This window comes from Paraburkholderia sp. BR10954 (genome assembly GCF_040965775.1).
GTDB lineage: Bacteria > Pseudomonadota > Gammaproteobacteria > Burkholderiales > Burkholderiaceae > Paraburkholderia > Paraburkholderia youngii.
Genome location: NZ_JBFRCK010000004.1, coordinates 374,669 through 399,520, shown reverse-complemented (window position 1 = coordinate 399,520; position 24,852 = coordinate 374,669). Strand labels below are relative to the sequence as shown.

Sequence of the window (24,852 nt, the reverse complement as noted above, 5' to 3'; positions counted from 1 at the left end):
CGGGAGCGGGCGCGCGAGGGTGCGTTACGGATAAAAAATCTGTACGCGAAAATTGGAGGCGATCGCAGTGCCGGTGTCGAGGTGCACGATCATCGTCTGCGTCGCGTGCGCGGGGAGGCCGGCCGCGCCTAAGCCGGCCGCACCTAAGCCGGCCGCACCGAAATGCGGTTCGTTGTCGTGCATGTCATGCGGCCCTGCTGGCTCGCGCCGGGTGGGTTCGTCGAGCGTGGACGGTTCGGGGCGTTCGACCTTGCGCCAGACGCGCGGCGCTTCGTCTTCGACTCGCGGTGGGGCAGCAGGCGCGGAGGGCGGGGCGACAGGCGGTTCATCGACCGCTTCGTCGGCGGGATAGGCGAACGGTTCGAGCGGCGCGTCGGCCAGCGTCGGCTCATCGTCCGCGGGTAGCGGCGCCGAGAAAGCGCCAGCGCGCAGTTCAGGTTCGGTGGCCTGGCGCGGCGTGCCCGACGTGACTGTTGCGTGCCCGGTGCCGCCAAGCGGCAGCGGCGCGAGCGGCACGCTGCTCGCGTGGTCGCGCAAACGGGAGTCGAGCGTGCTGCGTGAAATGCTGGTGGAGTCCTGTTCCGGAGCCGGTGCTCCCGAGGCCCATGCGTCACCACTAAAGTCCGGGCCTGGTTGCCGCACTCCCGACAGCGCTTCGATCGCCGCCGCGGCGGCAACCGGTTTGGCCGTGGAAAAATCGCCGCCTTCCGGGACGTCGAACAGACTGCTCGACGCGTCGAAGACTTCCTGACAGTGCCCGCACCGCACGAGGCCGCGGCGCTGAGCAAGCTGCGCCGGTTGCAGACGGAAAACAGTTTCGCAGAAGGGGCAACGCGTCGCCAGGTGCATATCGAGCCGTTGAGCCAGAGGCCGTTAGGTTGACAATACGCCTTATTCTAATTGCTTTCGCGGCGCGTTCCGGCGAGGCACACCCAACCTTCATGTTCGCGCCACACGCTGATATCGATCCAGCGCGCGTAGACCTGCGCGACTTCGTCGGCCTGGCGCGCAAGGATGCCCGACAGCGCGATGCGACCGCCCGGCTTCACTTTCGACGACAGCATCGACGCCATCAGCTTCAGCGGATTCGACAGAATGTTCGCGACCACCACGTCGAATTCGCCGGCCGGGCAGGCATCGGGCAGGCCATAGGTGACTTCGGCGTGATTGCGCTCGCTATTGTGACGCGCCGATTCGACCGCCTGCGGATCGATGTCGATGCCGATCACCGGATCGGCGCCGCACTTCTTCGCGAGAATCGCGAGAATGCCGGAGCCGCAGCCGTAGTCGAGCACGGACTGGCCGGGCTTCACCGACTGCTCGATCCACTCCATGCACAGACGCGTGGTGGGGTGGCTGCCGGTGCCGAACGCGAGGCCCGGATCGAGTTCGAGCACGAGCGCGTCGGGGTCCGGCGCATCGTGCCACGACGGCACGACCCAGATGCGCTCGCCGATCTGGATCGGATCGAACTGCGACTGCGTGAGCCGCACCCAGTCCTGCTCCTCGACCTCGCGCACGGTATAGGCCGGCGCGGAATCGAGTCCGATTTCGTTGGCCGCGGCGGTCAGCAGCACGGCCGGATCGTGCTCCGGCGCGAGCAGCGCGATCACGCGCGAATGCTGCCACGCCGTGCGATCCGGCGTGAGACCGGGCTCGCCGAACAGCGGCTGCTCGTCGGGCGTGTCGGCGTCGGCATCTTCAACCGACACGGACAGCGCGCCCAGCTCGAGCAGCGCGTCGGACAACTCCTCCGCGTGCTCACGCGCCAGTTCAGCGACCAGTTCCCGATAACTCATGACTTACGCTTCTTCCGCGACCTGCTGACGCGCGGCCAGCCGGTTTTCGAGGTAGTGGATGCTGGTGCCGCCTTCGACGAACTTCGCGTCGAGCATCAGCTCGCGGTGCAGCGGGATGTTGGTCTGAATGCCTTCGACCACCATTTCCGACAGCGCGATGCGCATCCGGCTGATCGCCTGTTCGCGCGTGGCGCCGTAAGCGATTAGCTTGCCGATCATCGAATCATAGTTCGGCGGCACGAAATAACCATTGTAGGCATGCGAATCGACGCGGATGCCGGGACCGCCCGGCATATGCCACGACGTCAGGCGTCCCGGCGACGGCGTGAACTTGAATGGATCTTCGGCGTTGATCCGGCATTCGATCGCATGGCCGCGGAACTGGATGTCGCGCTGACGGAACGCGAGCTTCTCGCCGGCCGCGATGCGGATCTGTTCCTGCACGATGTCGACACCCGTGATCAGTTCGGTCACCGGATGCTCGACCTGCACGCGCGTGTTCATCTCGATGAAGTAGAACTCGCCGTTTTCGTACAGGAACTCGAAGGTGCCAGCGCCGAGATAACCCATCTTCTTGCACGCATCCGCGCAACGATCGCCGATGCGGTCGATCAGACGGCGCGCGATGCCCGGCGCCGGCGCTTCCTCGATCACTTTCTGGTGACGGCGTTGCATCGAGCAGTCGCGCTCGCCGAGCCACACGGCGTTCTTGAACGAGTCGGCCAGCACCTGGATTTCGATATGCCGCGGGTTCTCGAGGAATTTCTCCATGTAGACCTGCGGGTTGCCGAACGCGCGGCCGGCTTCCTCGCGGGTCATGTTGACCGCGTTGACGAGCGCCGCTTCCGTGTGGACCACGCGCATGCCGCGGCCGCCGCCGCCGCCCGCCGCCTTGATGATGACCGGGTAGCCGATCTGGCGGGCAATCTTCACGATCTCCTTCGGATCGTCCGGCAGCGCGCCTTCCGAACCCGGAACGCAGGGCACGCCGGTCTTGATCATGGTCTGCTTGGCGGTGACCTTGTCGCCCATCATGCGGATCGTTTCAGGACGCGGGCCGATGAAGGTGAAGCCGGACTGCTCGACGCGCTCGGCGAAGTCGGCGTTCTCCGACAGGAAGCCGTAGCCGGGGTGGATCGCTTCCGCGTCGGTGACTTCGGCCGCGCTGATCAGCGCGGGCATGTTCAGATAGCTCAGATTCGACGGGGCCGGGCCGATACAGACCGCCTCGTCGGCGAGCTTCACGTACTTGGCTTCCTTGTCGGCTTCCGAGTAGACGACGACCGTCTTGACGCCGAGCTCACGGCAGGCGCGCTGGATACGAAGCGCGATCTCGCCACGATTGGCAATGAGGATTTTTTCAAACATAGCGGGTTTTCGACTCATCAATGGGCGCCGGGTCGGTCAAGACGCCGGCTGCCGCAGAGGATCGGTCGCGCGCCTCGGGATGAGCGGCGCGCGGGCGGCGAATGGTGCGTGCCGCGTTAGCCGACCACGAACAGCGGTTGGCCGTACTCGACCGCCTGGCCGTTTTCGACGAGGATTTCCTTGACCACGCCCGACTTGTCCGCCTCGATCTCATTGAGCAGCTTCATCGCTTCGATGATGCAGATGGTCTGGCCTTCCTTGACCGTGTCGCCGACCTGCACGAACGGATCGGCACCCGGTGACGGCGCGCGGTAGAACGTGCCGACCATCGGCGAAGTGACGACGTGACCCTGCGGCGCGGCGGCTGCCGGCGTGGCTGGAGCGTTCGCGGCGGCCGGCGCTTCGACTGCTGCCGGCGCGGCTTGCGGGAATTGCGGTGCAGCGTACGAGGCGGACGGTTGGACGTAAACCGGCGGCGCATTCTTGACGATGCGGACCTTGCCTTCGCCCTCGGTCACTTCGAGTTCGGAAATACCGGACTCCGAGACGAGGTCGATCAGAGTTTTGAGTTTACGTAGATCCATCAGGGTGCCCCTTTCAATGCGTAGTGTGCCGGCGCGTGCAAACGTGCAGTAGCCGGCTCAAATTGGACGTGTTTGGATTCAGCCGCGCGACGTGCCGGCGGCGAGCCGGTCGAGCGCGAATTCGAGCGCGTACAGATACCCCTTCCAGCCGAGGCCGCAAATTACGCCCTCTGCCTGGTCGGAGAAATACGAGTGATGCCTGAACGGTTCCCGGCGATGCACGTTCGATAGATGAATCTCGACGAACGGGATGCCGACCCCCGCCAGTGCGTCCCGAATGGCCACGCTGGTGTGCGTGTACGCGGCGGGATTGATCAGGATGAAATCGGTTTGCTCGGTGCGGGCCGCCTGAATGCGGTCGACCAGCGCGCCTTCGTGATTGCTCTGGAACGACGCAAGCTCGACGCCTGCGTCGGCTGCACGGTCTGCTAGCGCCTGATCGATCTGCGGCAGGGTCACGCGACCGTAGACCTCGGGTTCTCGGGTACCGAGAAGGTTGAGGTTGGGTCCGTGCAGTACCAGCAGGCGCGTCATGGTCGCTTCTTTTTCCGTGGAATTGCGCGCACTTTAGCGCTGATTAGAGAAACTTGTCTAGTTTCGTGCGCGTACGCGGCGACGGCCGGGGCGGGCCGCCGCCCAGCCGTGAGCCGAACTTCACTCAAATTCGGGGATTATCCGCGCATTTTTGCTCGTTCTGCACGCAAGCGGGTGCCAAAAGCGCAGCGTCAGAAATCGGGGAAATTTACAGCGTGTCGAGCGTCTGGCGCAGGGCCGTGGGGTCGATCTGGCCCAATTTTGTCGAGCGGATGTTGCCTTTTGCGTCGATCACGACGGTAAACGGCAAACCTCCCGCATTGTTGCCGAACGCGCGCGCGAGGTCGGCGCCGCCGAAGCCGGTCACGTAGATCGGGTACGCGACCTTGACCTTCTGCAGGAAGGTCTGGATGTTCTTTTCCGAGTCGACGCCGAGACCGACGAACTGGATGCCTTTCTTCGCGTATTCGCGCTGGATCTGCGACAGCTCAGGCATTTCCTGGACGCACGGGCCACACCACGACGCCCAGAAGTTGACGACGATCGGGTGGCCCTTGAGCATGCTCAGGGACTGCGGCTTGCCGTCGACATTCGTGACCGGCGCGCTCCACAGCTGCTGGACGGGGCTCGCATGGATGTCAGGCTGTGACCCGCCCTGCCCCGCGTACGCGACGTCGGTACCGCGATTGAGCCAGTGATTGGCCAGCACGCCGCCGCCCGCGGCGACCAGCGCGACGGCCGCGCCAGCCAGCATACGTCTTGTGTTCATCGTGCTCCGTTCTGTCTGGTCAAATGGTGAAGGACGGCACCTGGCCGCCGTCGAGCAGCGCCTGCACCGCCGGCAAATTCGCCCGCGCCGTGCGGCCGCGCGCGTCGGCGCGCACCGCGCCGCGCAGGTCGTCGGTTTCATACAGCGCGACGTGGATGCCGACCGGCTCAGCGTTGCGATCGTCTGCCGGGCGCCACAGAAAGCTCAGCGTCTCCACATAGCCGCGTCCCGCGAAATGGCGCGTTTCCGACACGTCGTACTGGATGTTCGCGTTCAGCATGTAGATCGCGACTTCCTTCGGGTTGTCGCAAAACACCTGCAGATGGACGTCCGAATGCTCGCCGGCCGTGCCGCCGAGCACCGCGCCCGTCAGATACGGATTGAACGGCGCGAGCCGCTCCATCCATTCGACCGCGATCACACGCAGCCGCCGCAAAAGCGCCGGCTGGCTGTCGCCTTGGAACAGCGACTGATATTCGCGGATTTCTTCTTCGATCTGGTCGTTGTCCGGCAGCCATTCGCCGGCGACACGGGTCTCGCCGACGACCTGCCGGGCCGCCTTGCGCTTCGCGCTGGCGTAGTCCAGACCGTCTTCGGCAATCAGGCGCGCAGCCACGATCGCGATTTCCTCGCGCACGCGTTGCGGATCGAAATGTGATTTGCGGACCATCCCTGCATCATACTAGATCGGGCCTGGCGACGCGGTCGGGCGACGCGGTCGGGCGGCCCGGACGGAGCGGCGCCGGGCGTGGCCCGCAGGGGCGGCGCGCGCTGTGTCGGTTACAATAGGCGTCCTTTGCAGACGGTCGTTCCGGCCGTCCTGCGGCCTCCCATCCCTCGCAAAAAAACGCCCCCACGGCACGACAGGCTTATGCATATCCACATCCTCGGCATCTGCGGCACCTTCATGGGCGGACTCGCGGTGCTCGCGCGCAATGCGGGCCATACGGTGACCGGCTGCGACGCCGGCGTCTACCCGCCGATGAGCACGCAGCTCGAGGCGCAAGGCATCCGCCTGATCGAGGGTTACGACGCGGAACAGCTGAACGGCCTGAACGCGGATCTATTCGTGATCGGCAACGTGGTCACGCGCGGCAACCCGCTGATGGAGGCGATTCTGGACCGCGGCCTGCCGTACGTGTCCGGTCCGCAGTGGCTCGGCGAGCACGTGCTGAACGGCAAATGGGTGCTGGCCGTGGCCGGCACGCACGGCAAGACCACCACGAGCTCGATGCTGACCTGGCTGCTCGAAGACGCAGGCCTGAATCCGGGCTTTCTGATCGGCGGTGTGCCGCTGAATTTCGGCGTGTCGGCGCGGCTCACCGATTCGAGCTTCTTCGTGATCGAAGCCGACGAATACGACACCGCATTCTTCGATAAACGTTCGAAGTTCGTCCATTACCGCCCGAAAACGGCGGTGCTGAACAACCTCGAATTCGATCACGCCGACATCTTCCCCGATCTCGCCGCGATCGAAACGCAGTTCCATCATCTGATCCGCACGGTGCCGCGCTTGGGCCGTGTCGTCACGAACGGCCGCGAGGACGCGCTCGAGCGCGTGCTGACGCGCGGTTGCTGGAGCGAAGTCGAGCGCTTTGGCGTACAGGGTGGCTGGGAGATCCAGCCGGCGGAGCAGGGCGTGCCCGTTGACGAACGCTTTGCCGTCTATCACAACGGCGAGCGCGTCGGCGTGGTCGACTGGCAGGTGCAGGGCGAACATAACCGCATGAACGCGCTCGCCGCTATTGCCGCCGCCCGCCACGTCGGCGTGCCGCCCGCGCAGGCCGCGAAATCGCTGTCGAGCTTCCGCAACGTGAAGCGCCGCATGGAAGTGCGGGGCAGCGTCGACGGCGTGACCGTATACGACGACTTCGCGCATCACCCCACCGCGATCGAGACGACGGTGGCCGGGCTGCGTGCGCGCGTCGGCCGCGACAACACGCGAATTCTCGCGGTGCTCGAACCGCGCTCGAACACGATGAAGCTCGGCGTGATGAAAGCGCAACTGCCGGCAAGCCTCGCCGACGCCGACCTCGTGTTCGGCTACGGTGCGCCGAGCGGGCGCGACGCGCTCGGCTGGAACCTCGGCGAAGCGCTCGCGCCGCTCGACGGCAAGGCCCAGGCGTTCGACAACCTCGACGCGCTCGTGAAGGCGGTGGTCCACGCGGCGCGCCCCGGCGACCAGATTCTGGTGATGAGCAATGGCGGCTTCGGCGGAGTGCATCAGAAGCTGCTCGACGGTCTTTCGACGCGAGGCGCGTCGTGATTCTCTATCTGCACGGTTTCCGTTCGTCGCCGAATTCGTTCAAGGCGCGTCTGCTCGCGGCGCGTCTCGCCGAACTGGGCCGCGCCGACGAGTGGTGCTGCCCGATGCTGCCGGTGTCCCCGTTCGAAACCGTGGTGCTCGCCGAATCGCTGGTCGCCGACGCGCGCGCGAAGGGCGATGCACGACAGGTGACCGTGATCGGCAGTTCGCTGGGCGGCTACTTCGCCACGCACCTGGCCGAGAAGCACGGCTGGCCGGCCGTGCTGCTGAACCCGGCGGTCGTGCCGCAGCGCGACCTGAGCGCGTATCTCGGCGAGCAGCCGTTGTGGCATGGCGGCGGCAGCATCGTCGTCGAGCCGCATCATCTGGATGAATTGCGCGCGCTCGGCGTCGCGTCGATCACGCGGCCCGAACGCTATTATTTGATGGCAGCCACCGGCGACGAAGTGCTCGACTACCGCGAAATGCTCGCGCACTATCCGGGCGCGCGCACCACGCTGATCGAGGGCAGTGACCATGCGATCAGCGAGTTCGCGCAGTACCTCGACGACGTGCTGGCCTTCTGCGACGGCGAAGACGTCGAGCCGCCGGCGCCGCGCGCGGCGGCCTGATGGCGTGCCAGGGCGGCGGCACCGATCCCTGCAAGGACATCAGCCGGAAAAACACACCGACCGCCACCGCTGGTCGCAAGATTCAACCCGCTGGCACGCGCAGTGCGCGCCGCGGATTCACTATCACGAACAGGTTGCCGTGCCGCGCATGCAGTGATCGATCGCCACAGGGCGTCGGGCGCGCCGGCAGTTGCAAGTCAGAACGAGAGTATTGAGTGAACGTTTTCTTCGAGGAATCGGGCAGTTTCAAGGCCGGCAGCGTGCTGTCGCGTCAGGGTGACGCGTTTCAGGTCGAGTTGCCGGGCGGCCGGCGCGCGAAGGTGCGCGCGAAGGATGTGCTGATCGAGTTCGAGAAACCCACTGCGGCCGAACTGATGCAGCAGGCCGACACGTTGGCGCAGGAGATCGATCTGGACTTCCTGTGGGAATGCGCGCCGGACGATGAATTCCCGTTCGCGACGCTGGGCGCCGAGTACTTCGGCGCGAGCTTCGGCGCGGTCGAGCGCGCGGCGCTGGTGCTGCGCATGCACGGCTCGCCGGTGTACTTCCGGCGCAAGGGCCGCGGCATGTACCAGCGCGCGCCGCAAGAGCAGCTGAAGATGGCGCTCGCGGGTCTCGAGCGCAAGCGCCAGCAGGCGCTCGTGCAGGCGCAGTACGAAGAAGAGCTGAAGGCAGGCCGTCTACCGGAAGCGTTCGCGGGCGGCAAGGGCCTCGCGCTCCTGACGAAGCCCGACAAGAACACGATCGAGTACAAGGCGCTCGAAAACGCCGCGGCCGCGCGCGGCATCTCGCAGGCGCGGCTGATGCTCGAATGCGGCGCAATCGCGTCGCCGCGCGCGCTGCACGAAGCGAAATTCCTGTCCGAGTACTTCCCGCATGGCACCGGCTTCCCGTCCGTTGCGGCCGCGAACGTGCCCGACGATCTGCCGCAGGCCGACGTCGAAGCGTTCTCGATCGACGACATCACCACGACCGAAATCGACGACGCATTCTCGGTCGAGCATCTGGCCGACGGCCGCGTGCGGATCGGCGTGCACATCGCCGCGCCGGCGCTCGGCATTCAGCGCGGCGACGACGTCGATGCGATCGCGCGTGCGCGTTTGTCGACGGTCTACATGCCCGGCGACAAGATCACGATGCTGCCCGACAGCGTCGTCGATACCTTCACGCTCGGCGAGGGCGACTATCGGCCAGCGCTATCGCTGTACGTGATCGTCAATCGCGAGACGCAGGAGATCGTCGCGAGCGAAACGCGCGCCGAGCGCGTGTTCGTCAAGAGCAACCTGCGCCACAACACGCTCGACGAAGTCGTCACCGAGGAGGCGCTCGCCGAGGGCACCGGCGAGTATCCGCACAAGGACGATATCGCCGTGCTGTGGCCGTTCGCGCAGGCGCTGTTCGAAAAGCGCCAGACCGCGCGCGCCGGCTACGGCCTGCGTCGCGAAGTGCAGCGCAATACCGATTTCAATTTCTACGTCGACGGCGAGCACATCACGATCACGCCGCGCCGGCGCGGCTCGCCGCTCGACACGATCGTCGCCGAGCTGGCGATTCTCGCGAACTCGTCGTGGGGTGCGTTCCTGCACGATCACGGCGTGCCGGGCATCTATCGCACGCAGCGCGCGTTCGGCGCGCCAAGCGGCCCGAAGCGCACGCGCATGCAGACCAACGCCGCGCCGCACGAAGGGCTCGGCGTCTCGCAATACGCGTGGAGCACGTCGCCGCTGCGCCGCTACGTCGACCTCGTGAACCAGTGGCAGCTGATCGCGTGCGTGCAGCATGGCGTGACTGCCAAGCTCGCCGCGCCGTTCAAGCCGAAGGACGCCGATCTGTTCGCGGTCGTGCAGGGCTTCGACGACACCTACACCGCATATGCCGACCACCAGCGCCGCATGGAGTACTTCTGGTGTCTGCGCTGGCTCACGCAGGAAAACCGCAAGCAGGTAGTCGCATCGGTTGTGAAGGGCGATCTCGTGCGTCTAGAGGAAATTCCGCTGCTGCTGCACGTGCCGGGTCTCGGCGTGCATGCGCGCGGCACGCGTTTGCAGCTGGAAGTGATGTCGATCGACGAACTGACGATCGAAGCGTCGGTGCGTCTGTTGCACGTGCTCGATGCGCCGACCGTGACGAGCGGCGCCGAAGCAGAAGAAGGCGAGGACGAGGGCGACGAAGAGTTACTCGACGCATCGGATGACAGCGCCGAAAGCGAAGCGGAGGCGCAAGCGGAAGCCGACGGCGGTAATCGGAACGACAACCCCGGCGCCGACGAATCCGCGGCAAGCGGCAACGGCAGCGGCAACGACGCATCGAACACCGCCGACAACGACCAACACATCACGGAGCCGGGACGATGAACGGCAACCCAACGCGCGATCGCTACGCGGTCATCGGCAACCCGGTCGGGCATAGCAAGTCGCCGTTCATCCACGGCCGCTTCGCCGCGCAAACCGGCGAGCCGATCGAGTACGGTCATCTGCTCGCGCCGGTCGACGCGTTCGTGCCGCACGTGCGCGCGTTCATCGAAGCGGGCGGGCGCGGCCTGAACGTGACGGTGCCGTTCAAGCTCGACGCGCATGCGTTCGCGAACACGCTGTCGCCGCGCGCGGCGGCGGCCGGCGCGGTGAACACGCTGAGGGTCGACGCCGACGGCATCTACGGCGACAACACGGATGGCTTCGGCCTCGTGCGCGACATCGAGGTGAATCTCGGCGTGTCGCTGAAAGGCGCGCGCATCCTGCTGCTCGGCGCGGGCGGGGCCGCGCGCGGTGTCGTGCTGCCGATGCTCGACCGCGCGCCGCATACGCTGACCATCGTCAACCGCACGGCGCAGAAGGCCGAGGCGCTGGTCGATCAGTTCGCGCAGGCAGCCGGCGACGCGCGCTGCCGGCTGAGCGGCGGCAGCGCCCGCGCGATCGAAGCGGGCCAGTACGACGTGATCGTCAACGCGACCGCGGGCAGCCTCGATGCGTCGCTGCCCGAGTGCGACGACCGCGCGTTCGGCAACGGCACGCTCGCTTACGACATGATGTACAGCGCGCATCCAACTGTCTTCATGCAGCACGCGGCGAAGCTCGGCGCGCGCGGCGCCGACGGTCTCGGCATGCTGGTCGAGCAGGCGGCCGAATCGTTCTATGTGTGGCGCGGTGTGCGCCCCGACGGCGCGCCGGTGCTCGCCGAATTGCGGGCGCTACTGACGGCGCCGTCGCCCGCATAACGTCAGCGCGCGGACAGCACGCACCATGACAGCGACGCGGCGCGCCAGCGGTTCGCGCGGCCAGGCCGGCCCGCTGCGCTGGTTCGCCTGGCTGATCGCGGTCGTGGCCATCGCCTGGCTCGCGACGCAGGCGTACTACTTCGCGCAGATCGCGATCTGGAACGTCGTCAATCCGCGCTCGACCGCGTTCATGCGCTCGGACGCGTGGCGTCTGTCGCAGGACCGGCCGGATCTGTCGGTGCAGCGCACGTGGGTGCCGTACGAGCAGATTTCCCGCAACCTGAAGCGCGCGATTATCGCGTCCGAGGACGCGAACTTCGTCACCAACAAGGGCTACGAAACCGACGCGATGTTGCAGGCATGGGAGCGCAACAAGGCGCAAGGCCGGATCGTGCGCGGCGGCTCGACGATCTCGCAGCAACTCGCGCGCAATCTGTTCCTGTCGCGCGAGAAAAGCTATATCCGCAAGGGCCAGGAGCTGATCATCACGTGGATGCTCGAAACGCTGATGGACAAGCAGCGCATCTTCGAGATCTATCTGAACTCGGTCGAATGGGGCAACGGCGTGTACGGCGCCGAGGCGGCCGCGCAGTACTACTTCAAGACCTCGGCGAGCAAACTCACGGCCGCGCAGTCCGCGCGGCTCGCGGTGATGCTGCCGCGCCCCAAATATTTCGATGAACACAGGAATTCGGCGTATCTCGCACAACGCGCGCGAGTCATCGCGCGGCGGATGGGCGCGGCCGAATTGCCGGATTGAAAAGCGCCGTCGATCTCCCTGGTTTTCGGTTCCGAAGCCCGCCTCGCGCGGGTTTTTTTGTGTCTTTTCGCAGGGCATGGCGTCCCGCTAAACAGTTGATCGTCCACTAAAATCTCATTATCTGGACTCAACATTCACATATTGGTGATTCTCAAAAGTCGCCCTACAATCCAAGCCAACATGCATCGCAAGTAGGCGCTCCAGCGCGCCGAAACAGCGAACCGCGACAGAAAAACCGGAGACGAGGCCAACATGTCTGGCAGCCAACCACAGCAGCCGCGCGAGCGCGGCGCCGCACGCATTCCCTCACTGTGCTCCGGCCCCGCGCGCTAAGCGCAGAAACCATCGGAAAGCGAATCGCCATGAACAAAGCGATGCCTACTCACGGGGCCAGCCCGGCCGAGGCGGCGCCGGGGTCGAACGGCGGGCCGGACAGTGCCGCGAATCCCGCGCCGCGCGAGGCTTCAGCCGTTACCGCCAATGTCGCCGCCAGTGCGTCCGCTACCGCGAGGGCGTCGCGCCCGGTGCAGCGCGCGGCAACCGTCGACGGACTCGGGCTGCCGGTCACATTGCTGGAAATCACGCCGCAGCAGGCCGGCACCCAGACACTGTTGCGCGGCCTCGCGATTCTCGAGGCGGCGGCGGCCGGCGTGCGCGATCTGCGCAGCTTCGGCGCCGCGCTCGGCACCACCCGCAGCACCACGCATCGACTCGTCAGCAGCCTCGTGCAGGCGCGCTATCTGCGTCAGGTGCAGGGCGGCTATCTGCTCGGGCCGAAGCTGATCGAGCTCGGCACGATCGCGCTCGAACAGATGCCGCTGACGGCCGTCGCGCGTCCGCATCTGCAGTCGCTGGCCGAGCAGACGCTCGACACGATCCACCTCGGCGTGCGCGATGGCGACGACGTGCTGTACATCGACAAGATCCCTGGCACGCGCGGCCTCGAAATGCGCTCGCGCGTCGGCCATCGGATGCCGCTCGCGTCGACCGGCATCGGCAAGGCGATGATGCTCGACCTCGCGCCGGACGCATGGCAGTCGCTGTTCGACGCGTCGCGCCGCGCGCTCGCGGGGGTCAGCTTCAAGCCCGACAACCGCCCCGACGCGCCGACCTTCCTGCAGCGCATGACGAACTACGCGGCCGGCGGCTACACGTTCGATCTCGAAGAGAACGAAGCGTCGATCCGTTGCGTCGCGGCGCCGGTGCGCGATGCGTCGGGCGCCATCGTCGCGGCGTTGTCGGTGGCGAGCACGATTCCGTATATGCCGCTCGAACGGATGGACGAACTGATTCCGGTCGTGCAGCGCGAGGCGCGCGCGATTTCGGAAGAACTTGGTTGGCGCGCACCGCAACCGGCCACGCGCAGGATCAAGCGATGAAACAAGCGGGCACCGCCACGCTGGCGAACCACCAGGCGCCCGCCGCGCCCACCTCGGGCGTGGAGCCGGACGCGACCGATGGCACAGATACCGCCGCCGTCGATTTCACGCATGCCGCGCTGATCGCGCTCGACTGGGGCACGACGTCGCTGCGCGCCTATCTGTTCGATGCGCACGGTCGCGTGCTGGCGACGCGCGCCTCGACGGCCGGCATCATGAATCTGCCGCGCAGCGCGGCCGAGAGCGGCTTCGACGCGGCGTTCGACGACGCCTGCGGCGCGTGGCTCGAGCACGCGCGCGGCGTGCCGGTGATCGCAGCGGGGATGGTGGGCAGCGCGCAAGGCTGGCTCGAAGCGCCGTATGTCGAGACGCCCGCCAACGCCGATGCTCTGGTGGCCGGCATCGTCCGCGTGCAGACCGCGCGCGGCGCGACGCTGCACATCGTGCCGGGCGTGCTGCAACGCGGCGAGTTGCCTAACGTGATGCGCGGTGAGGAGACGCAGATTTTCGGCGCGCTCAGCGCGGACGCGAACGGCGCGCAAGACGCGAGTGCCGTCGACAGCAACGCCCGTTCACTGATCGGCCTGCCTGGCACGCACGCGAAATGGGCGGTCGTGCAGGCGGAGCGCATCGAGCGTTTTCATACCTTCATGACCGGCGAGGTATTCGCCGCGCTGCGCGAGCACACCATTCTCGGCCGCACGATGGTCACGCCCGATCGGCCGGATACCGAAGCATTTTTGCGCGGCGTGAACATCGCGCGCGAGAAAGGTCAGGCGGGCGTGCTCGCGACCGTGTTCAGCACGCGCACGCTCGGCTTGACCGGCGCGCTGTCGGGCGAGGCACAGCCCGACTATCTGTCGGGCCTGCTGATCGGACACGAACTCGCCGGCCTCGAAGCGGTACTCGCGCAGCAAGGCAGCTCGCTCGCGCAGCAGAGTCTGCGGCTGATCGGCAACGACGCGCTGTGCGAGCGCTACCGCCTCGCGCTCGCGCAATTCGGCTGTCTGCGCGCGGAGCCGGTCAGGCACGCGACCGAACGCGGCCTGTGGCGCGTTGCCGTAGCAGCGGGGCTCGTGCAGCCGTCCGCGCAGGCGGCGCGCGCGGGCTGACCGGCGGGAGAGCCCTTTACGACGCTCACGAAACAAGGAACCGACATGCAACCACATATCAATCTGCCCGGACCGTACATGCCGCACGCGGGTCTGATCGCCGCGTTCGAAGTCTGTCCGCTGATCGCGATCATGCGCGGCGTCACGCCCGCCGACGCGGCCGATCACGGTCAAGCGCTGTACGAAGCGGGTTTCCGCATCGTCGAAGTACCGCTCAATTCGCCGCAGCCTTTCGACAGCATCTCCGCGATCCGCAAGGTGCTGCCGGCCGACGCGATCGTCGGCGCGGGCACCGTGCTGCATCCGCTCTACGTCGACGAAGTGAAGTCGGCGGGCGGCGAGCTCGTCGTGATGCCGCACAGCGACCCGGAAGTCGTGATCGCCGCGAAGGCGCGCGGCCTTGCCTGCGCGCCCGGCGTCGCGACGCCGACCGAAGCGTTCATCGCGCTGAAGAACGGCGCCGACGTGCTGAAGATGTTCCCCGCTGAGCAGCTCGGCTGCCAGGTCGTCAAGGCATGGCGCGCGGTGATCGCCGCGCAGGTGCCGCTCGTGCCGGTCGGCGGCATCAACCCGGACAACATGGGGCCGTTCCTGAGCGCCGGCGCCAACGGTTTCGGCCTCGGCTCGGCGCTGTACAAGCCGGGCCAGAGCGCGGCGGTGACCGCGTCGCATGCGAAGGCGTTCATCAACGGTCTGCGGATCGCTCGCGCAGGAGCGAAGAAATGAACCGGCTCGCCGGCAAAGCCGCTCTCGTGACCGGCGCCGGGCGCGGCATCGGCGCGGCGATCGCGCTCGCGTTCGCGCGCGAGGGCGCGGCGGTCGTGCTGGCGGAACTCGATCTCGACACGGCGCAGCGCACGGCCGCGCGAATCGAGGCGGAAGTCGGCGCCGGCGCGCGCGTGCTCGCGGTGCAGACCGACGTGACGCAAGCCGCGTCGCTGCGGCATGCGGTGAGCGTTGGCGAGCGCGCGTTCGGTACGCTCGACATCCTCGTCAACAACGCGGGCATCAACGTGTTCTGCGATCCGCTGACGATGACCGACGCCGACTGGCGGCGCTGCTTCGCGGTCGATCTCGACGGCGTGTGGAATGGCTGTCGCGCGGTACTGCCGGGGATGGTCGAACGCGGCGCGGGCAGCATCGTGAACATCGCCTCGACCCACGCGTTCAAGATCATTCCGGGCTGCTTTCCGTACCCGGTCGCGAAGCATGGCGTGATCGGCCTCACGCGCGCGCTCGGCATCGAGTACGCGCCGTGCAACGTGCGCGTCAACGCGATCGCGCCGGGCTACATCGAGACGCAGCTGACGCACGACTGGTGGAACGAGCAGCCCGATCCGGCCGCCGCGCAGCAGGCGACGCTCGATCTGCAACCGATGAAGCGCATCGGCCGCCCGGAGGAGGTGGCGATGACCGCGGTGTTCCTCGCGTCGGACGAGGCGCCATTCATCAACGCGAGCTGCATCACCGTCGATGGCGGCCGCTCGGCGCTGTATCACGACTGAAGTCGCATCGCGAAGAGACGCACAGAACACCGGACGACGCGCTGGCCGCGTGTGTCAGGACCGGTATAAGAAGACGCGGCCGATTACCTTCTCGTTATCAATTAGTCAGGAGACACGCATCATGAAACGTAGAATTTTCCTCACGCTGGCAGCGGCGGCGACGGGTGTGCTCTTCAATGCGCCGGTCGCACAGGCAGCCGATACGGTCAAGATCGGCTTCGTCGTGAAGCAGCCGGAAGAGCCGTGGTTCCAGGACGAATGGAAGTTCGCCGAGATCGCCGCCAAGGACAAGGGCTTCACGCTCGTGAAAATCGGCGCGCCGTCGGGCGAGAAGGTGATGAGCGCAATCGATAACCTCGCCGCGCAGAAGGCGCAGGGCTTCGTGATCTGCACACCCGACGTCAAGCTCGGGCCGGGTATCGTCGCGAAGGCGAAGGCCGACGGCCTGAAGATGATGACGGTCGACGACCGCCTCGTCGACGGCGCGGGCAAGCCGATCGAAGCGGTGCCGCATATGGGCATCTCGGCGTATAACATCGGCAAGCAGGTCGGCGACGGCATCGCGGCCGAAATCAAGAAGCGCGGCTGGGACATGAAGGACGTCGGCGCGATCGACGTAACCTACGAACAGCTGCCGACCGCTCATGACCGCACCACCGGCGCGACCGACGCCCTCGTCGCCGCGGGCTTCCCGAAATCGAACATCGTCACCGCGCCGCAAGCGAAGACCGACACGGAAAACGCTTTCAACGCCGCCAACATCGCGCTGACGAAGAACCCGCAGTTCAAGCACTGGGTCGCTTACGCGCTGAACGACGAAGGCGTGCTCGGCGCGGTGCGCGCGGCGGAAGGCCGTGGCTTCAAGGCCGACAACATGATCGGCATCGGCATCGGCGGCTCGGACTCCGCGCTGAACGAGTTCAAGAAGCCGCAGCCGACGGGCTTCTTCGGCACCGTGATCATCAGCCCGAAGCGCCACGGCGAGGAAACCTCGGAACTGATGTACTCGTGGATCACCCAAGGCAAGGAGCCGCCGCTGCTGACGCTCACGACCGGCATGCTGGCGACGCGCGACAACGTCGGCGAAGTGCGCGAGAAGATGGGCCTCGCGTCGAAGTAATCGCGGGTCCTGCGGTGACATGAAGTACACCGCCGGCGCGCCGCTTTCTCTGCCTGTTGCGGAGGGCGGCGCGCGTACGGTCTACATGAGGGATGAGGAGGCGAAGTGTCAGCGACGCTACGTTTTGACAATATCGGCAAGGTTTTTCCAGGCGTGCGTGCGCTCGACGGTGTGTCCTTCGACGTCAACGTCGGCCAGGTGCACGGCCTGATGGGCGAAAACGGCGCGGGAAAATCGACGCTGCTGAAAATTCTCGGCGGCGAGTATCAGCCCGATTCGGGCCGCATGATGATCGACGGCAACGAGGTGCGCTTTCCGAGCGCGGCCGCGTCGATCGGTGCCGGCATCGCGGTGATTCATCAGGAACTGCAGTACGTGCCCGACCTCACGGTCGCGGAGAACCTGCTGCTCGGCCAGCTGCCCAATTCTCTCGGCTGGGTCAACAAGCGTGAGGCGAAGCGCTTCGTGCGCGAGCGGCTCGAGGCGATGGGCGTCGCGCTCGATCCGAACGCGAAACTGCGCAAGCTGTCGATCGCGCAGCGGCAGATGGTCGAAATCTGCAAGGCGCTGATGCGCAACGCGCGTGTGATCGCGCTCGACGAGCCGACCAGCTCGCTGTCGCATCGCGAGACCGAGGTGCTGTTCAAGCTGGTGCGCGATCTGCGCGCCGACAATCGCGCGATGATCTACATCTCGCATCGGATGGACGAGATCTACGAGCTGTGCGACGCGTGCACGATCTTCCGCGACGGCCGCAAGGTCGCGTCGCATCCGACGCTCGAAGGCGTATCGCGCGACACGATCGTCAGTGAGATGGTCGGGCGCGAAATTTCGGACATCTATAGCTATACGGCGCGGCCGCTCGGCGAAGTGCGTTTCGCGGCGAAGGCGATCGAAGGTCATCCGCTCGCGCAGCCGGCCAGCTTCGAGGTGCGGCGCGGTGAGATCGTCGGCTTCTTCGGACTCGTCGGCGCGGGCCGCAGCGAGCTGATGCATCTGGTGTATGGCGCCGAGCATCGCAAGGGCGGCGAACTCGTGCTCGACGGCAAGCCGATCAAGGTGCGCAGCGCGGGCGAGGCGATCAAGCACGGCATCGTGCTGTGCCCCGAGGATCGCAAGGAAGAGGGCATCGTCGCGATGGCGAGCGTCGCGGAGAACATCAACATCAGCTGCCGCCGTCACTATCTGCGTGCGGGCGTGTTTCTCGATCGCAAGAAAGAGGCGCTGACGGCGGACCGTTTCATCAAGCTGCTGAAGATCAAGACGCCGCATCGCCGGCAGAAGATCCGCTTCCTGTCGGGCGGTAATCAGCAGAAGGCGATTCTGTCGCGCTGGCTCGCCGAGCCTGATCTGAAAGTCGTGGTTCTCGACGAACCGACGCGCGGTATCGACGTCGGCGCGAAGCACGAGATCTATAACGTGATCTATCAGCTGGCCGAGCGCGGCTGCGCGATCGTGATGATTTCGTCGGAATTGCCGGAAGTGCTCGGCGTGTCCGACCGGATCGTCGTGATGCGCCAGGGCCGCATTTCCGGCGAGCTCGCGCGCAAGGACGCGACCGAACAGTCGGTGCTGAGCCTCGCATTGCCGCAGAGCTCGACCGCGCTACCTGGTGAGTCGAACACGAACGCGAACGCAGCCAACCAGAGCGGCTCGCGGGCTGCCTGAACCTTATCCGGACGAGAGTCCGCAACCCGTGGGGACGGGGAGGAGTATTGAACATGCAAGCCAGAGAAAACCTCGCGCAGCAGGCCGCCAAGAGCGCGGCCGACGCGCTGATTCCGCAGCCTACCGACAAGGCCAAGTGGTGGCAGCAGATCACCGAGTACAGCCTGATCGTGATCTTCATCGTGATGTTCGTCACGATGTCGCTGACCGTCGATCATTTCTTCTCGATCGAGAACATGCTCGGCCTCGCGCTGTCGATCTCGCAGATCGGCATGGTCGCGTGCACGATGATGTTCTGTCTCGCGTCGCGCGACTTCGACCTGTCGGTCGGCTCGACCGTCGCGTTCGCCGGCGTGCTGTGCGCGATGGTGCTCAACGCGACCGACAGCACGGTCATCGCGATCATCGCGGCGGTCGCGGCGGGCGCGGTGATCGGCTTCGTCAACGGCGCGGTGATCGCTTATCTGCGCATCAATGCGCTGATCACGACGCTCGCGACGATGGAAATCGTCCGCGGCCTCGGTTTCATCGTGTCGCATGGCCAGGCGGTCGGCGTATCGTCGGATACCTTCATCGCATTGGGCGGCCTGACGTTCTTCGGCGTGTCGCTGCCGATCTGGGTCACCCTGATCTGCTTCATCGTGTTCGGCGTGATGCTGAACCAGACCGTGTACGGCCGCAATACGCTCGCGATCGGCGGTAATCCGGAAGCGTCGCGCCTGGCCGGTATCAACGTGGAGCGCACGCGCGTCTACATCTTCCTGATCCAGGGCGCCGTCACCGCGCTCGCCGGCGTGATTCTCGCGTCGCGTATCACGTCGGGTCAGCCGAACGCCGCCGAAGGCTTCGAGCTGAACGTGATCTCCGCATGCGTGCTCGGCGGCGTGTCGCTGCTGGGCGGCCGCGCGACGATCTCGGGCGTCGTGATCGGCGTGCTGATCATGGGCACGGTCGAGAACGTGATGAACCTCTTGAACATCGACGCGTTCTACCAGTACCTGGTGCGCGGCGCGATCCTGCTCGCGGCCGTGTTGCTCGACCAGTTGAAGAACCGCGGCTCGCGCGACTGAGCCGCTTTCACCTCATCCCAAGCTCATAAAGGAATCGAACGATGTCGTCTCCGGCCAATGCAAACGCCAGCCTCTCTGACACCGCGTACGCGCGCTATCCGAGCCTCGTCGACCGTACGGTGCTGATCACGGGCGGCGCGACCGGCATCGGCGCATCGTTCGTCGAGCACTTCGCGGCGCAGGGCGCGCGCGTCGCTTTCTTCGATATCGATGCGAGCGCCGGCGAAGCCCTCGCCGACCAGCTCGGCGATTCGAAGCACAAGCCGCTCTTTCTCCCGTGCGATCTGACCGATGTCGACGCGCTGCAAAAAGCGATCGCCGACGTGAAGGCGGCGCTGGGTCCGATCCAGGTGCTGATCAACAATGCGGCGAACGACAAGCGCCATCAGATCGCCGACGTGACGCGCGAGTCGTTCGACGCCGGCATCGCCGTGAACATCCGCCACCAGTTCTTCGCGGCGCAGGCCGTGATGGAAGACATGAAGGCCGCGCGTAGCGGCTCGATCATCAACCTCGGCTCGATCAGCTGGATGCTGAAGAACGGCGGCTATCCGGTGTACGTGATGTCGAAGTCGGCGGTGCAGGGGCTCACGCGCGGGCTCGCGCGCGACCTCGGCCACTTCAATATCCGCGTCAACACGCTCGTGCCGGGCTGGGTGATGACCGAGAAGCAGCTGCGCCTGTGGCTCGACGACAACGGCCGCCGGCAGATCAAGGAAGGCCAATGCATCGACGCCGAGCTGATGCCGGCCGACCTCGCGCGCATGGCGCTATTCCTCGCCGCCGACGACAGCCGCATGATCACCGCGCAGGACATCGTCGTCGACGGAGGCTGGGCGTGAGCGGCAGCCCGCGCGTGCAACGGGCCACGCTGCTGCTCGACGCGCAGTGCGAACTCGGCGAAGGCGCGACCTGGTGCGCCCGCAGCGGCCGATTCTACTGGACCGACATCGAAGGCGCGCGGCTGTGGCGCTACGATCCGGCCGACGGCCGCAGCGATTCGTTCGACATGCCCGAGCGGCTCGCCAGCTTCGCGCTGTGCGAAAACCCGCGCTACGTGCTGCTCGGGCTCGCATCGCATCTCGCGTTTTTCGATCTGCAGACCGGCACTACGCAGCCGATCGTCGAAGTCGAACCCGGCATGAACACGCGCGTGAACGATGGCCGCTGCGATCGGCAAGGGCGCTTCGTGTTCGGCACCAAGGACGAAAGCGGGCAACGGCAGACGGTCGGCGGCTTCTATCGGTTGAATCACGATCTGTCGCTCGAACGCTTACCGTTGCCAGCGCCGGCAATTTCGAACAGCATCGCATTCAGTCCCGACGGCGCGACGATGTACTACTGCGATTCGCCGACGCGTGAAATCCGCGCGTGCGACTATCGCGCCGATGGCAGCATCGCGAACGATCGCCTGTTCACGCGTCTAACCGATGCGAACGGCATCCCCGACGGCTCGACCGTCGACAGCGACGGCGGCCTGTGGAACGCGCAGTGGGGCGGCGCGCGCGTGGTGCGCTACGGTCCCGACGGTGTGGAAACCGAGCGCATCGACGTGCCGACCACGCAGCCGAGTTGCGTCGCGATCGGCGGTGCCGCGCTCGGCGAGGCCGCGGGCAGCGCCCAAAGTGAGAAGGCGCTCGACACGCTGTACATCACGAGCGCCTACGCCGAGCTCGATGCAACGGCGCGCGCGGCCGATACGCTCGCGGGCGACCTGTTCGTCGCGACGCTTTCACGGCGTGGTGTTGCGGAACCGCTGTTCCAGGGCGCGCCTATCTAGCGCAGAATGACGCAGCCCCGGCCGTGCGCCGGGGCCGCGATCCTGAAGGTGAAGCAGAAGTCGATGTGGCAGTTTCGGTCCGCGAGCGATACGCCCGCGACCGGCCGGCAACGAATCGGCAGCATGCAGTTCGGACTCGAGGCGAATTGGTCATAAAAAATCGCCCGCAACTCCCGTCAACCCTGACGGCAACGTCCCACGCCTCTCGATGGAGCCAGATATGACTGTTGCGAATCTCGTTTCAGCCTCATCCCCAACCTCTCAAACGCGACGCTCGCGACTTGCCGCGGCGGCCAATCCCGTGCTGGCGGGCCCGAGCACGTCGGCGGTGGCGCTCGGCGAAGGCAGTGCCGGCGATGTCACGTGCATCACGCTCGCCAACTCGCAATTGCGTCTCGATGTCGCGCCGACGCTCGGCGGTGGCGTGACCCGCTTCGACTGGCGCGACGACGGCGCGCTGACGCCGATCTTCCGGCGCTGCAGTGAAGTCGGTGTCGATACGGAACCGAACCAGCTTGCCTGCTATCCGCTGTTGCCGTACTCGAACCGCATCGGCGGCGGTCATTTCAGCGTCGGTGGGCGGCGCGTCGAGGTGCCGCGCAACCGCGCCGAGGAACCCCTGCCGATTCACGGCGACGGCTGGCTCGCGCAATGGCAGGTGCTCGACGCGGGCCGCGAGCACGTGCGCCTCGCGCTCGACCGCAGCGAAGGCAAGCCGTACGCGTTCCGCGCGACGCAAACCTACACGCTCGACGGCCCGACGCTCGTCATCGCGCTCGAAATCGAAAACGCCGGCCGTGAGACGCTGCCGTTCGGGCTCGGCGTGCATCCATTCTTTGTGCGCGACGCGGACACCGAGCTGTCGGCGGCGGCTGGCGGCCTGTGGCTGTCGGGCGACGACTGGCTGCCGGTGCGCCACGTGCCGGCGCCGCCCGCGTGGCAGTTCGGCGTCGCGTATCCGCTGCCGGAGACGATCGTCAATCACGCGTTCACCGGCTGGAGCGGCCAGGCGGCGGTGGTGTGGCCGAAGCGCCGGCTGTCGCTGAACATCGCCGCCGATACCGACTACTACGTGCTGTACACGCCGCCCGGCGAAGACTTCTTCTGCTTCGAGCCGGTCGATCATCCGATCAATGCGATGAACCTGGCCGGCGGCGCGAGCGAAAACGGCATGACGCTGCTCAAGCGCGGCGAGCGGTTGACGCGCACTTTCCGCTTCACCGTCGAGCGGACTGGGCTGCGCTCGATGCCGGGCGGCCGTGGCGCGCGGCGCAGGCAGTAGCCACAGTCAACGAGGTGCGGGCCGCGCGTTGACCGCCATCGACGGATGGCGATCGTGGGACGGGTAAAATACGCGCCTCCTCCGATTACCGGCTCGCCGCGAGACTCACCATGTCCAACTTCATCCAGACACTCAACGACGCCTGGCAGCGCACGAACTCGCTGCTGTGCGTTGGGCTCGATCCCGAGCCCAGCAGATTTCCGGGCGCGCTCGCGGGCCGCGCCGATGCGATCTTCGAGTTCTGCCGCACGATCGTCGATGCAACCGCGCCGTACGCGTCGTCGTTCAAGCCGCAGATCGCCTACTTCGCCGCGCATCGCGCGGAAGACCAGCTCGAGCAACTGATCGCCCACATTCATGCGAACCATCCGGGGCTGCCGGTGATTCTCGACGCCAAGCGCGGCGATATTGGCAGCACCGCCGAGCAGTACGCGCGCGAGGCGTTCGAGCGCTACCAGGCGGACGCGGTGACGGTCAATCCGTACATGGGTTTCGATTCGATCGAACCGTATCTCGAGCACGCGGGCAAGGGCGTGATCGTGCTGTGCCGCACGTCGAACGCGGGCGGCTCGGACTTGCAGTTTCTCGAGACGGGCGGCCGGCCGCTGTACCAGGTCGTCGCGCAACTGGCCGCGCAGAAGTGGAATGCGGGCGGCCAGCTCGGGCTCGTGGTCGGCGCGACGTTTCCGAAGGAAATCGAAGTGGTGCGCGGGATCGTCGGCGACATGCCGCTGCTGATTCCGGGCATCGGCGCGCAAGGCGGCGACGTGCAGGCCACCGTGAGCGCCGGACGCACCGCGAACGGCACCGGCATGCTGATCAACTCTTCGCGCGCGATCCTCTACGCGGGCAAGGGCGACGACTTCGCGCAAGCGGCCGCGCAGGCCGCGGAGGACACCCGCGACCGGATCAACGCGTTTCGTTGAATCGACGAGCGGCGCGTCAGCGCGCCGCTCCGAGCCGCCCGATCAACTCCGCATGGCGCGGATGCCGCGCCTTCAGCGCATCGACCTCCGCGAGTTCGAACTCGCTGAATTCGAAACCCGGCGCGACCGTGCAGCCGACCAGCGCGAACGACGCCGGATCGGCGCACTCAGCCGCGAACCACATGCCGGCCGGCACGACGGCCTGATACACCGTGTCGGGATGCGTGAGCGGATTGCCGAGCTGGTGCGTGACTAGCGCACCGCCGGCATCGCTTTCATCGAGCATGTGAACCAGCAGCGGCTCGCCGGCGTAGAAATGCCAGACCTCGTCGGATCGGATCCGATGCCACGCCGAATGCGCGCGATCGCACAGCATGTAATAGATCGCGGTCGACGCCGCACGGGTGTTCTCAGTCTCGCTCGCTTCGCCGGCGCGCAGCACGCGTGCGGCCGAGCGATAAGTCTCCGCGAAATAGCCGCCTTCAGGATGTGGCTTCAGGTCGAAGCGACGGATCAGGTCATCAGCGATCGCGCGCGAATCCGGCATTGTCCGCCTCCCCAGTAATAGTCAGAGTCAGGCGCCGCTCAATGCTCGCGTTCGTCGAGTAGCGCCAGCAGACCGCGCAGCGCGTGCGCTGCCGCCTGCACGCGGATCTGCTCGCGATCGCCCTTGAAAATCTTCGTTTCCACCGACGTATGCAGCCGGTTGGTCCAGCCGAACGACACCATGCCGACCGGCTTGGTTTCGGTGCCACCACCGGGCCCAGCGACGCCGGTTATCGACAGCGACACTTGCGCGCGGCTGTTGCGCAGTGCGCCTTCGGCCATCGCTCGCGCGACCGGTTCGCTGACCGCGCCGTGCTTTTCGATCAGGTCGGCCGGCACGCCGATCATTTCACTCTTCGCCTGGTTCGAATACGTGACGAAGCCGCGTTCGAACCAGCCACTGCTGCCGGAGATATCGGTGATCGCGGTCGCGACCATGCCGCCCGTGCAGGACTCGGCGGTCACGAGCATCAGGCGCTCGTCGCGCAGACGGTTGCTCACGCGGATCGCAAGCTGGTGAACGACGGAATCGGTAGGCATGGCGTCAGTCAATCCGGAA

The 24,852-nt window shown here is 66.3% G+C and carries 24 protein-coding genes and 1 pseudogene; 16 read left to right on the top strand and 9 right to left on the bottom strand.

Features of this window, described 5'->3' with window-relative positions; all coding sequences use genetic code 11:
- Positions 1 to 108 precede the first annotated feature (108 nt).
- The 7 genes and pseudogenes from AB4Y34_RS09300 to AB4Y34_RS09270 all read right to left on the bottom strand — a co-directional run.
- Positions 109 to 849, bottom strand: a pseudogene (locus AB4Y34_RS09300) (zinc-ribbon domain-containing protein); the annotation flags it as partial.
- A gap of 47 nt (positions 850 to 896) precedes the next feature.
- Positions 897 to 1,799 (bottom strand): 50S ribosomal protein L11 methyltransferase, encoded by a 903-nt coding sequence (prmA, locus tag AB4Y34_RS09295; protein WP_368715837.1) that lies wholly within the window; start codon positions 1,797 to 1,799, stop codon positions 897 to 899.
- Positions 1,800 to 1,802: 3 nt separating this feature from the next.
- Complete coding sequence (gene accC / locus AB4Y34_RS09290) at positions 1,803 to 3,167, bottom strand: acetyl-CoA carboxylase biotin carboxylase subunit (protein WP_013090569.1); 1,365 nt, start codon at positions 3,165 to 3,167, stop codon at positions 1,803 to 1,805.
- A 116-nt stretch (positions 3,168 to 3,283) separates the two neighbouring features.
- Complete coding sequence (gene accB / locus AB4Y34_RS09285; protein ID WP_176121879.1) at positions 3,284 to 3,751, bottom strand: acetyl-CoA carboxylase biotin carboxyl carrier protein; 468 nt, start codon at positions 3,749 to 3,751, stop codon at positions 3,284 to 3,286.
- 78 nt (positions 3,752 to 3,829) lie between these two features.
- Positions 3,830 to 4,285: a type II 3-dehydroquinate dehydratase gene (aroQ, locus tag AB4Y34_RS09280; protein ID WP_176365578.1), complete on the bottom strand. Its 456-nt coding sequence runs from the start codon at positions 4,283 to 4,285 to the stop codon at positions 3,830 to 3,832.
- Positions 4,286 to 4,493: 208 nt separating this feature from the next.
- Positions 4,494 to 5,054 (bottom strand): TlpA family protein disulfide reductase, encoded by a 561-nt coding sequence (locus AB4Y34_RS09275; RefSeq protein WP_368715836.1) that lies wholly within the window; start codon positions 5,052 to 5,054, stop codon positions 4,494 to 4,496.
- 19 nt (positions 5,055 to 5,073) lie between these two features.
- Positions 5,074 to 5,724, bottom strand: a complete 651-nt coding sequence (locus tag AB4Y34_RS09270; RefSeq protein WP_368715835.1) for a UDP-N-acetylmuramate--alanine ligase — start codon at positions 5,722 to 5,724, stop codon at positions 5,074 to 5,076.
- Between the two features lie 201 nt (positions 5,725 to 5,925).
- Here AB4Y34_RS09270 and mpl point away from each other — a divergent pair, with 201 nt between their 5' ends.
- The 16 genes from mpl to pyrF all read left to right on the top strand — a co-directional run bounded on the left by mpl (position 5,926) and on the right by pyrF (position 23,747).
- The gene (mpl, locus tag AB4Y34_RS09265; RefSeq protein ID WP_176105023.1) at positions 5,926 to 7,320 is read left to right on the top strand and encodes a UDP-N-acetylmuramate:L-alanyl-gamma-D-glutamyl-meso-diaminopimelate ligase; all 1,395 of its coding nucleotides are present in this window, start codon (positions 5,926 to 5,928) and stop codon (positions 7,318 to 7,320) included.
- The gene (locus AB4Y34_RS09260) at positions 7,317 to 7,931 is read left to right on the top strand and encodes a YqiA/YcfP family alpha/beta fold hydrolase (protein ID WP_176105024.1); all 615 of its coding nucleotides are present in this window, start codon (positions 7,317 to 7,319) and stop codon (positions 7,929 to 7,931) included. The genes mpl and AB4Y34_RS09260 overlap by 4 nt, the downstream gene beginning before the upstream one ends.
- 215 nt (positions 7,932 to 8,146) lie before the next feature.
- Positions 8,147 to 10,285 carry an RNB domain-containing ribonuclease gene (locus AB4Y34_RS09255; protein WP_176380926.1) on the top strand — a complete coding sequence of 713 codons (2,139 nt, stop codon included), beginning with the start codon at positions 8,147 to 8,149 and terminating at the stop codon, positions 10,283 to 10,285.
- The gene (gene aroE, locus AB4Y34_RS09250; RefSeq protein ID WP_176105028.1) at positions 10,282 to 11,145 is read left to right on the top strand and encodes a shikimate dehydrogenase; all 864 of its coding nucleotides are present in this window, start codon (positions 10,282 to 10,284) and stop codon (positions 11,143 to 11,145) included. Before AB4Y34_RS09255 ends, aroE begins: the two co-directional genes overlap by 4 nt.
- A gap of 25 nt (positions 11,146 to 11,170) precedes the next feature.
- A complete protein-coding gene (gene mtgA, locus AB4Y34_RS09245) occupies positions 11,171 to 11,905 on the top strand; it encodes a monofunctional biosynthetic peptidoglycan transglycosylase (RefSeq protein WP_176380924.1) in 735 nt (244 codons plus the stop codon).
- 362 nt (positions 11,906 to 12,267) lie between these two features.
- Positions 12,268 to 13,284 carry an IclR family transcriptional regulator gene (locus tag AB4Y34_RS09240; protein ID WP_176105030.1) on the top strand — a complete coding sequence of 339 codons (1,017 nt, stop codon included), beginning with the start codon at positions 12,268 to 12,270 and terminating at the stop codon, positions 13,282 to 13,284.
- Positions 13,281 to 14,396, top strand: coding sequence for a 2-dehydro-3-deoxygalactonokinase (locus AB4Y34_RS09235; RefSeq protein ID WP_368715834.1), 1,116 nt, complete (start codon positions 13,281 to 13,283; stop codon positions 14,394 to 14,396). Before AB4Y34_RS09240 ends, AB4Y34_RS09235 begins: the two co-directional genes overlap by 4 nt.
- Before the next feature lie 45 nt (positions 14,397 to 14,441).
- Positions 14,442 to 15,122: a 2-dehydro-3-deoxy-6-phosphogalactonate aldolase gene (locus AB4Y34_RS09230; RefSeq protein ID WP_176105033.1), complete on the top strand. Its 681-nt coding sequence runs from the start codon at positions 14,442 to 14,444 to the stop codon at positions 15,120 to 15,122.
- Positions 15,119 to 15,901, top strand: coding sequence for an SDR family oxidoreductase (locus tag AB4Y34_RS09225; RefSeq protein WP_176380921.1), 783 nt, complete (start codon positions 15,119 to 15,121; stop codon positions 15,899 to 15,901). The genes AB4Y34_RS09230 and AB4Y34_RS09225 overlap by 4 nt, the downstream gene beginning before the upstream one ends.
- Before the next feature lie 121 nt (positions 15,902 to 16,022).
- Entirely contained in the window at positions 16,023 to 17,021 is a 999-nt protein-coding gene (locus AB4Y34_RS09220) for an arabinose ABC transporter substrate-binding protein (protein WP_368715833.1), read from the top strand.
- Between the two features lie 105 nt (positions 17,022 to 17,126).
- Positions 17,127 to 18,689, top strand: coding sequence for an L-arabinose ABC transporter ATP-binding protein AraG (gene araG, locus AB4Y34_RS09215; RefSeq protein WP_368715832.1), 1,563 nt, complete (start codon positions 17,127 to 17,129; stop codon positions 18,687 to 18,689).
- A gap of 53 nt (positions 18,690 to 18,742) precedes the next feature.
- Positions 18,743 to 19,759 carry an L-arabinose ABC transporter permease AraH gene (gene araH / locus AB4Y34_RS09210; RefSeq protein WP_176105037.1) on the top strand — a complete coding sequence of 339 codons (1,017 nt, stop codon included), beginning with the start codon at positions 18,743 to 18,745 and terminating at the stop codon, positions 19,757 to 19,759.
- A gap of 41 nt (positions 19,760 to 19,800) precedes the next feature.
- Complete coding sequence (locus AB4Y34_RS09205; RefSeq protein WP_176380919.1) at positions 19,801 to 20,601, top strand: SDR family NAD(P)-dependent oxidoreductase; 801 nt, start codon at positions 19,801 to 19,803, stop codon at positions 20,599 to 20,601.
- Positions 20,598 to 21,539: an SMP-30/gluconolactonase/LRE family protein gene (locus AB4Y34_RS09200; RefSeq protein ID WP_368715831.1), complete on the top strand. Its 942-nt coding sequence runs from the start codon at positions 20,598 to 20,600 to the stop codon at positions 21,537 to 21,539. Before AB4Y34_RS09205 ends, AB4Y34_RS09200 begins: the two co-directional genes overlap by 4 nt.
- A gap of 220 nt (positions 21,540 to 21,759) precedes the next feature.
- Entirely contained in the window at positions 21,760 to 22,821 is a 1,062-nt protein-coding gene (locus AB4Y34_RS09195) for an aldose 1-epimerase (RefSeq protein WP_368715830.1), read from the top strand.
- 110 nt (positions 22,822 to 22,931) lie between these two features.
- Complete coding sequence (gene pyrF, locus AB4Y34_RS09190) at positions 22,932 to 23,747, top strand: orotidine-5'-phosphate decarboxylase (protein ID WP_368715829.1); 816 nt, start codon at positions 22,932 to 22,934, stop codon at positions 23,745 to 23,747.
- Positions 23,748 to 23,763: 16 nt separating this feature from the next.
- Here pyrF and AB4Y34_RS09185 read toward each other — a convergent pair whose 3' ends face one another.
- Positions 23,764 to 24,294, bottom strand: coding sequence for a cupin domain-containing protein (locus AB4Y34_RS09185; RefSeq protein ID WP_368715828.1), 531 nt, complete (start codon positions 24,292 to 24,294; stop codon positions 23,764 to 23,766).
- Between the two features lie 38 nt (positions 24,295 to 24,332).
- The gene (locus AB4Y34_RS09180; protein ID WP_013090547.1) at positions 24,333 to 24,833 is read right to left on the bottom strand and encodes a CinA family protein; all 501 of its coding nucleotides are present in this window, start codon (positions 24,831 to 24,833) and stop codon (positions 24,333 to 24,335) included.
- Between the last annotated feature and the right edge of the window lie 19 nt (positions 24,834 to 24,852).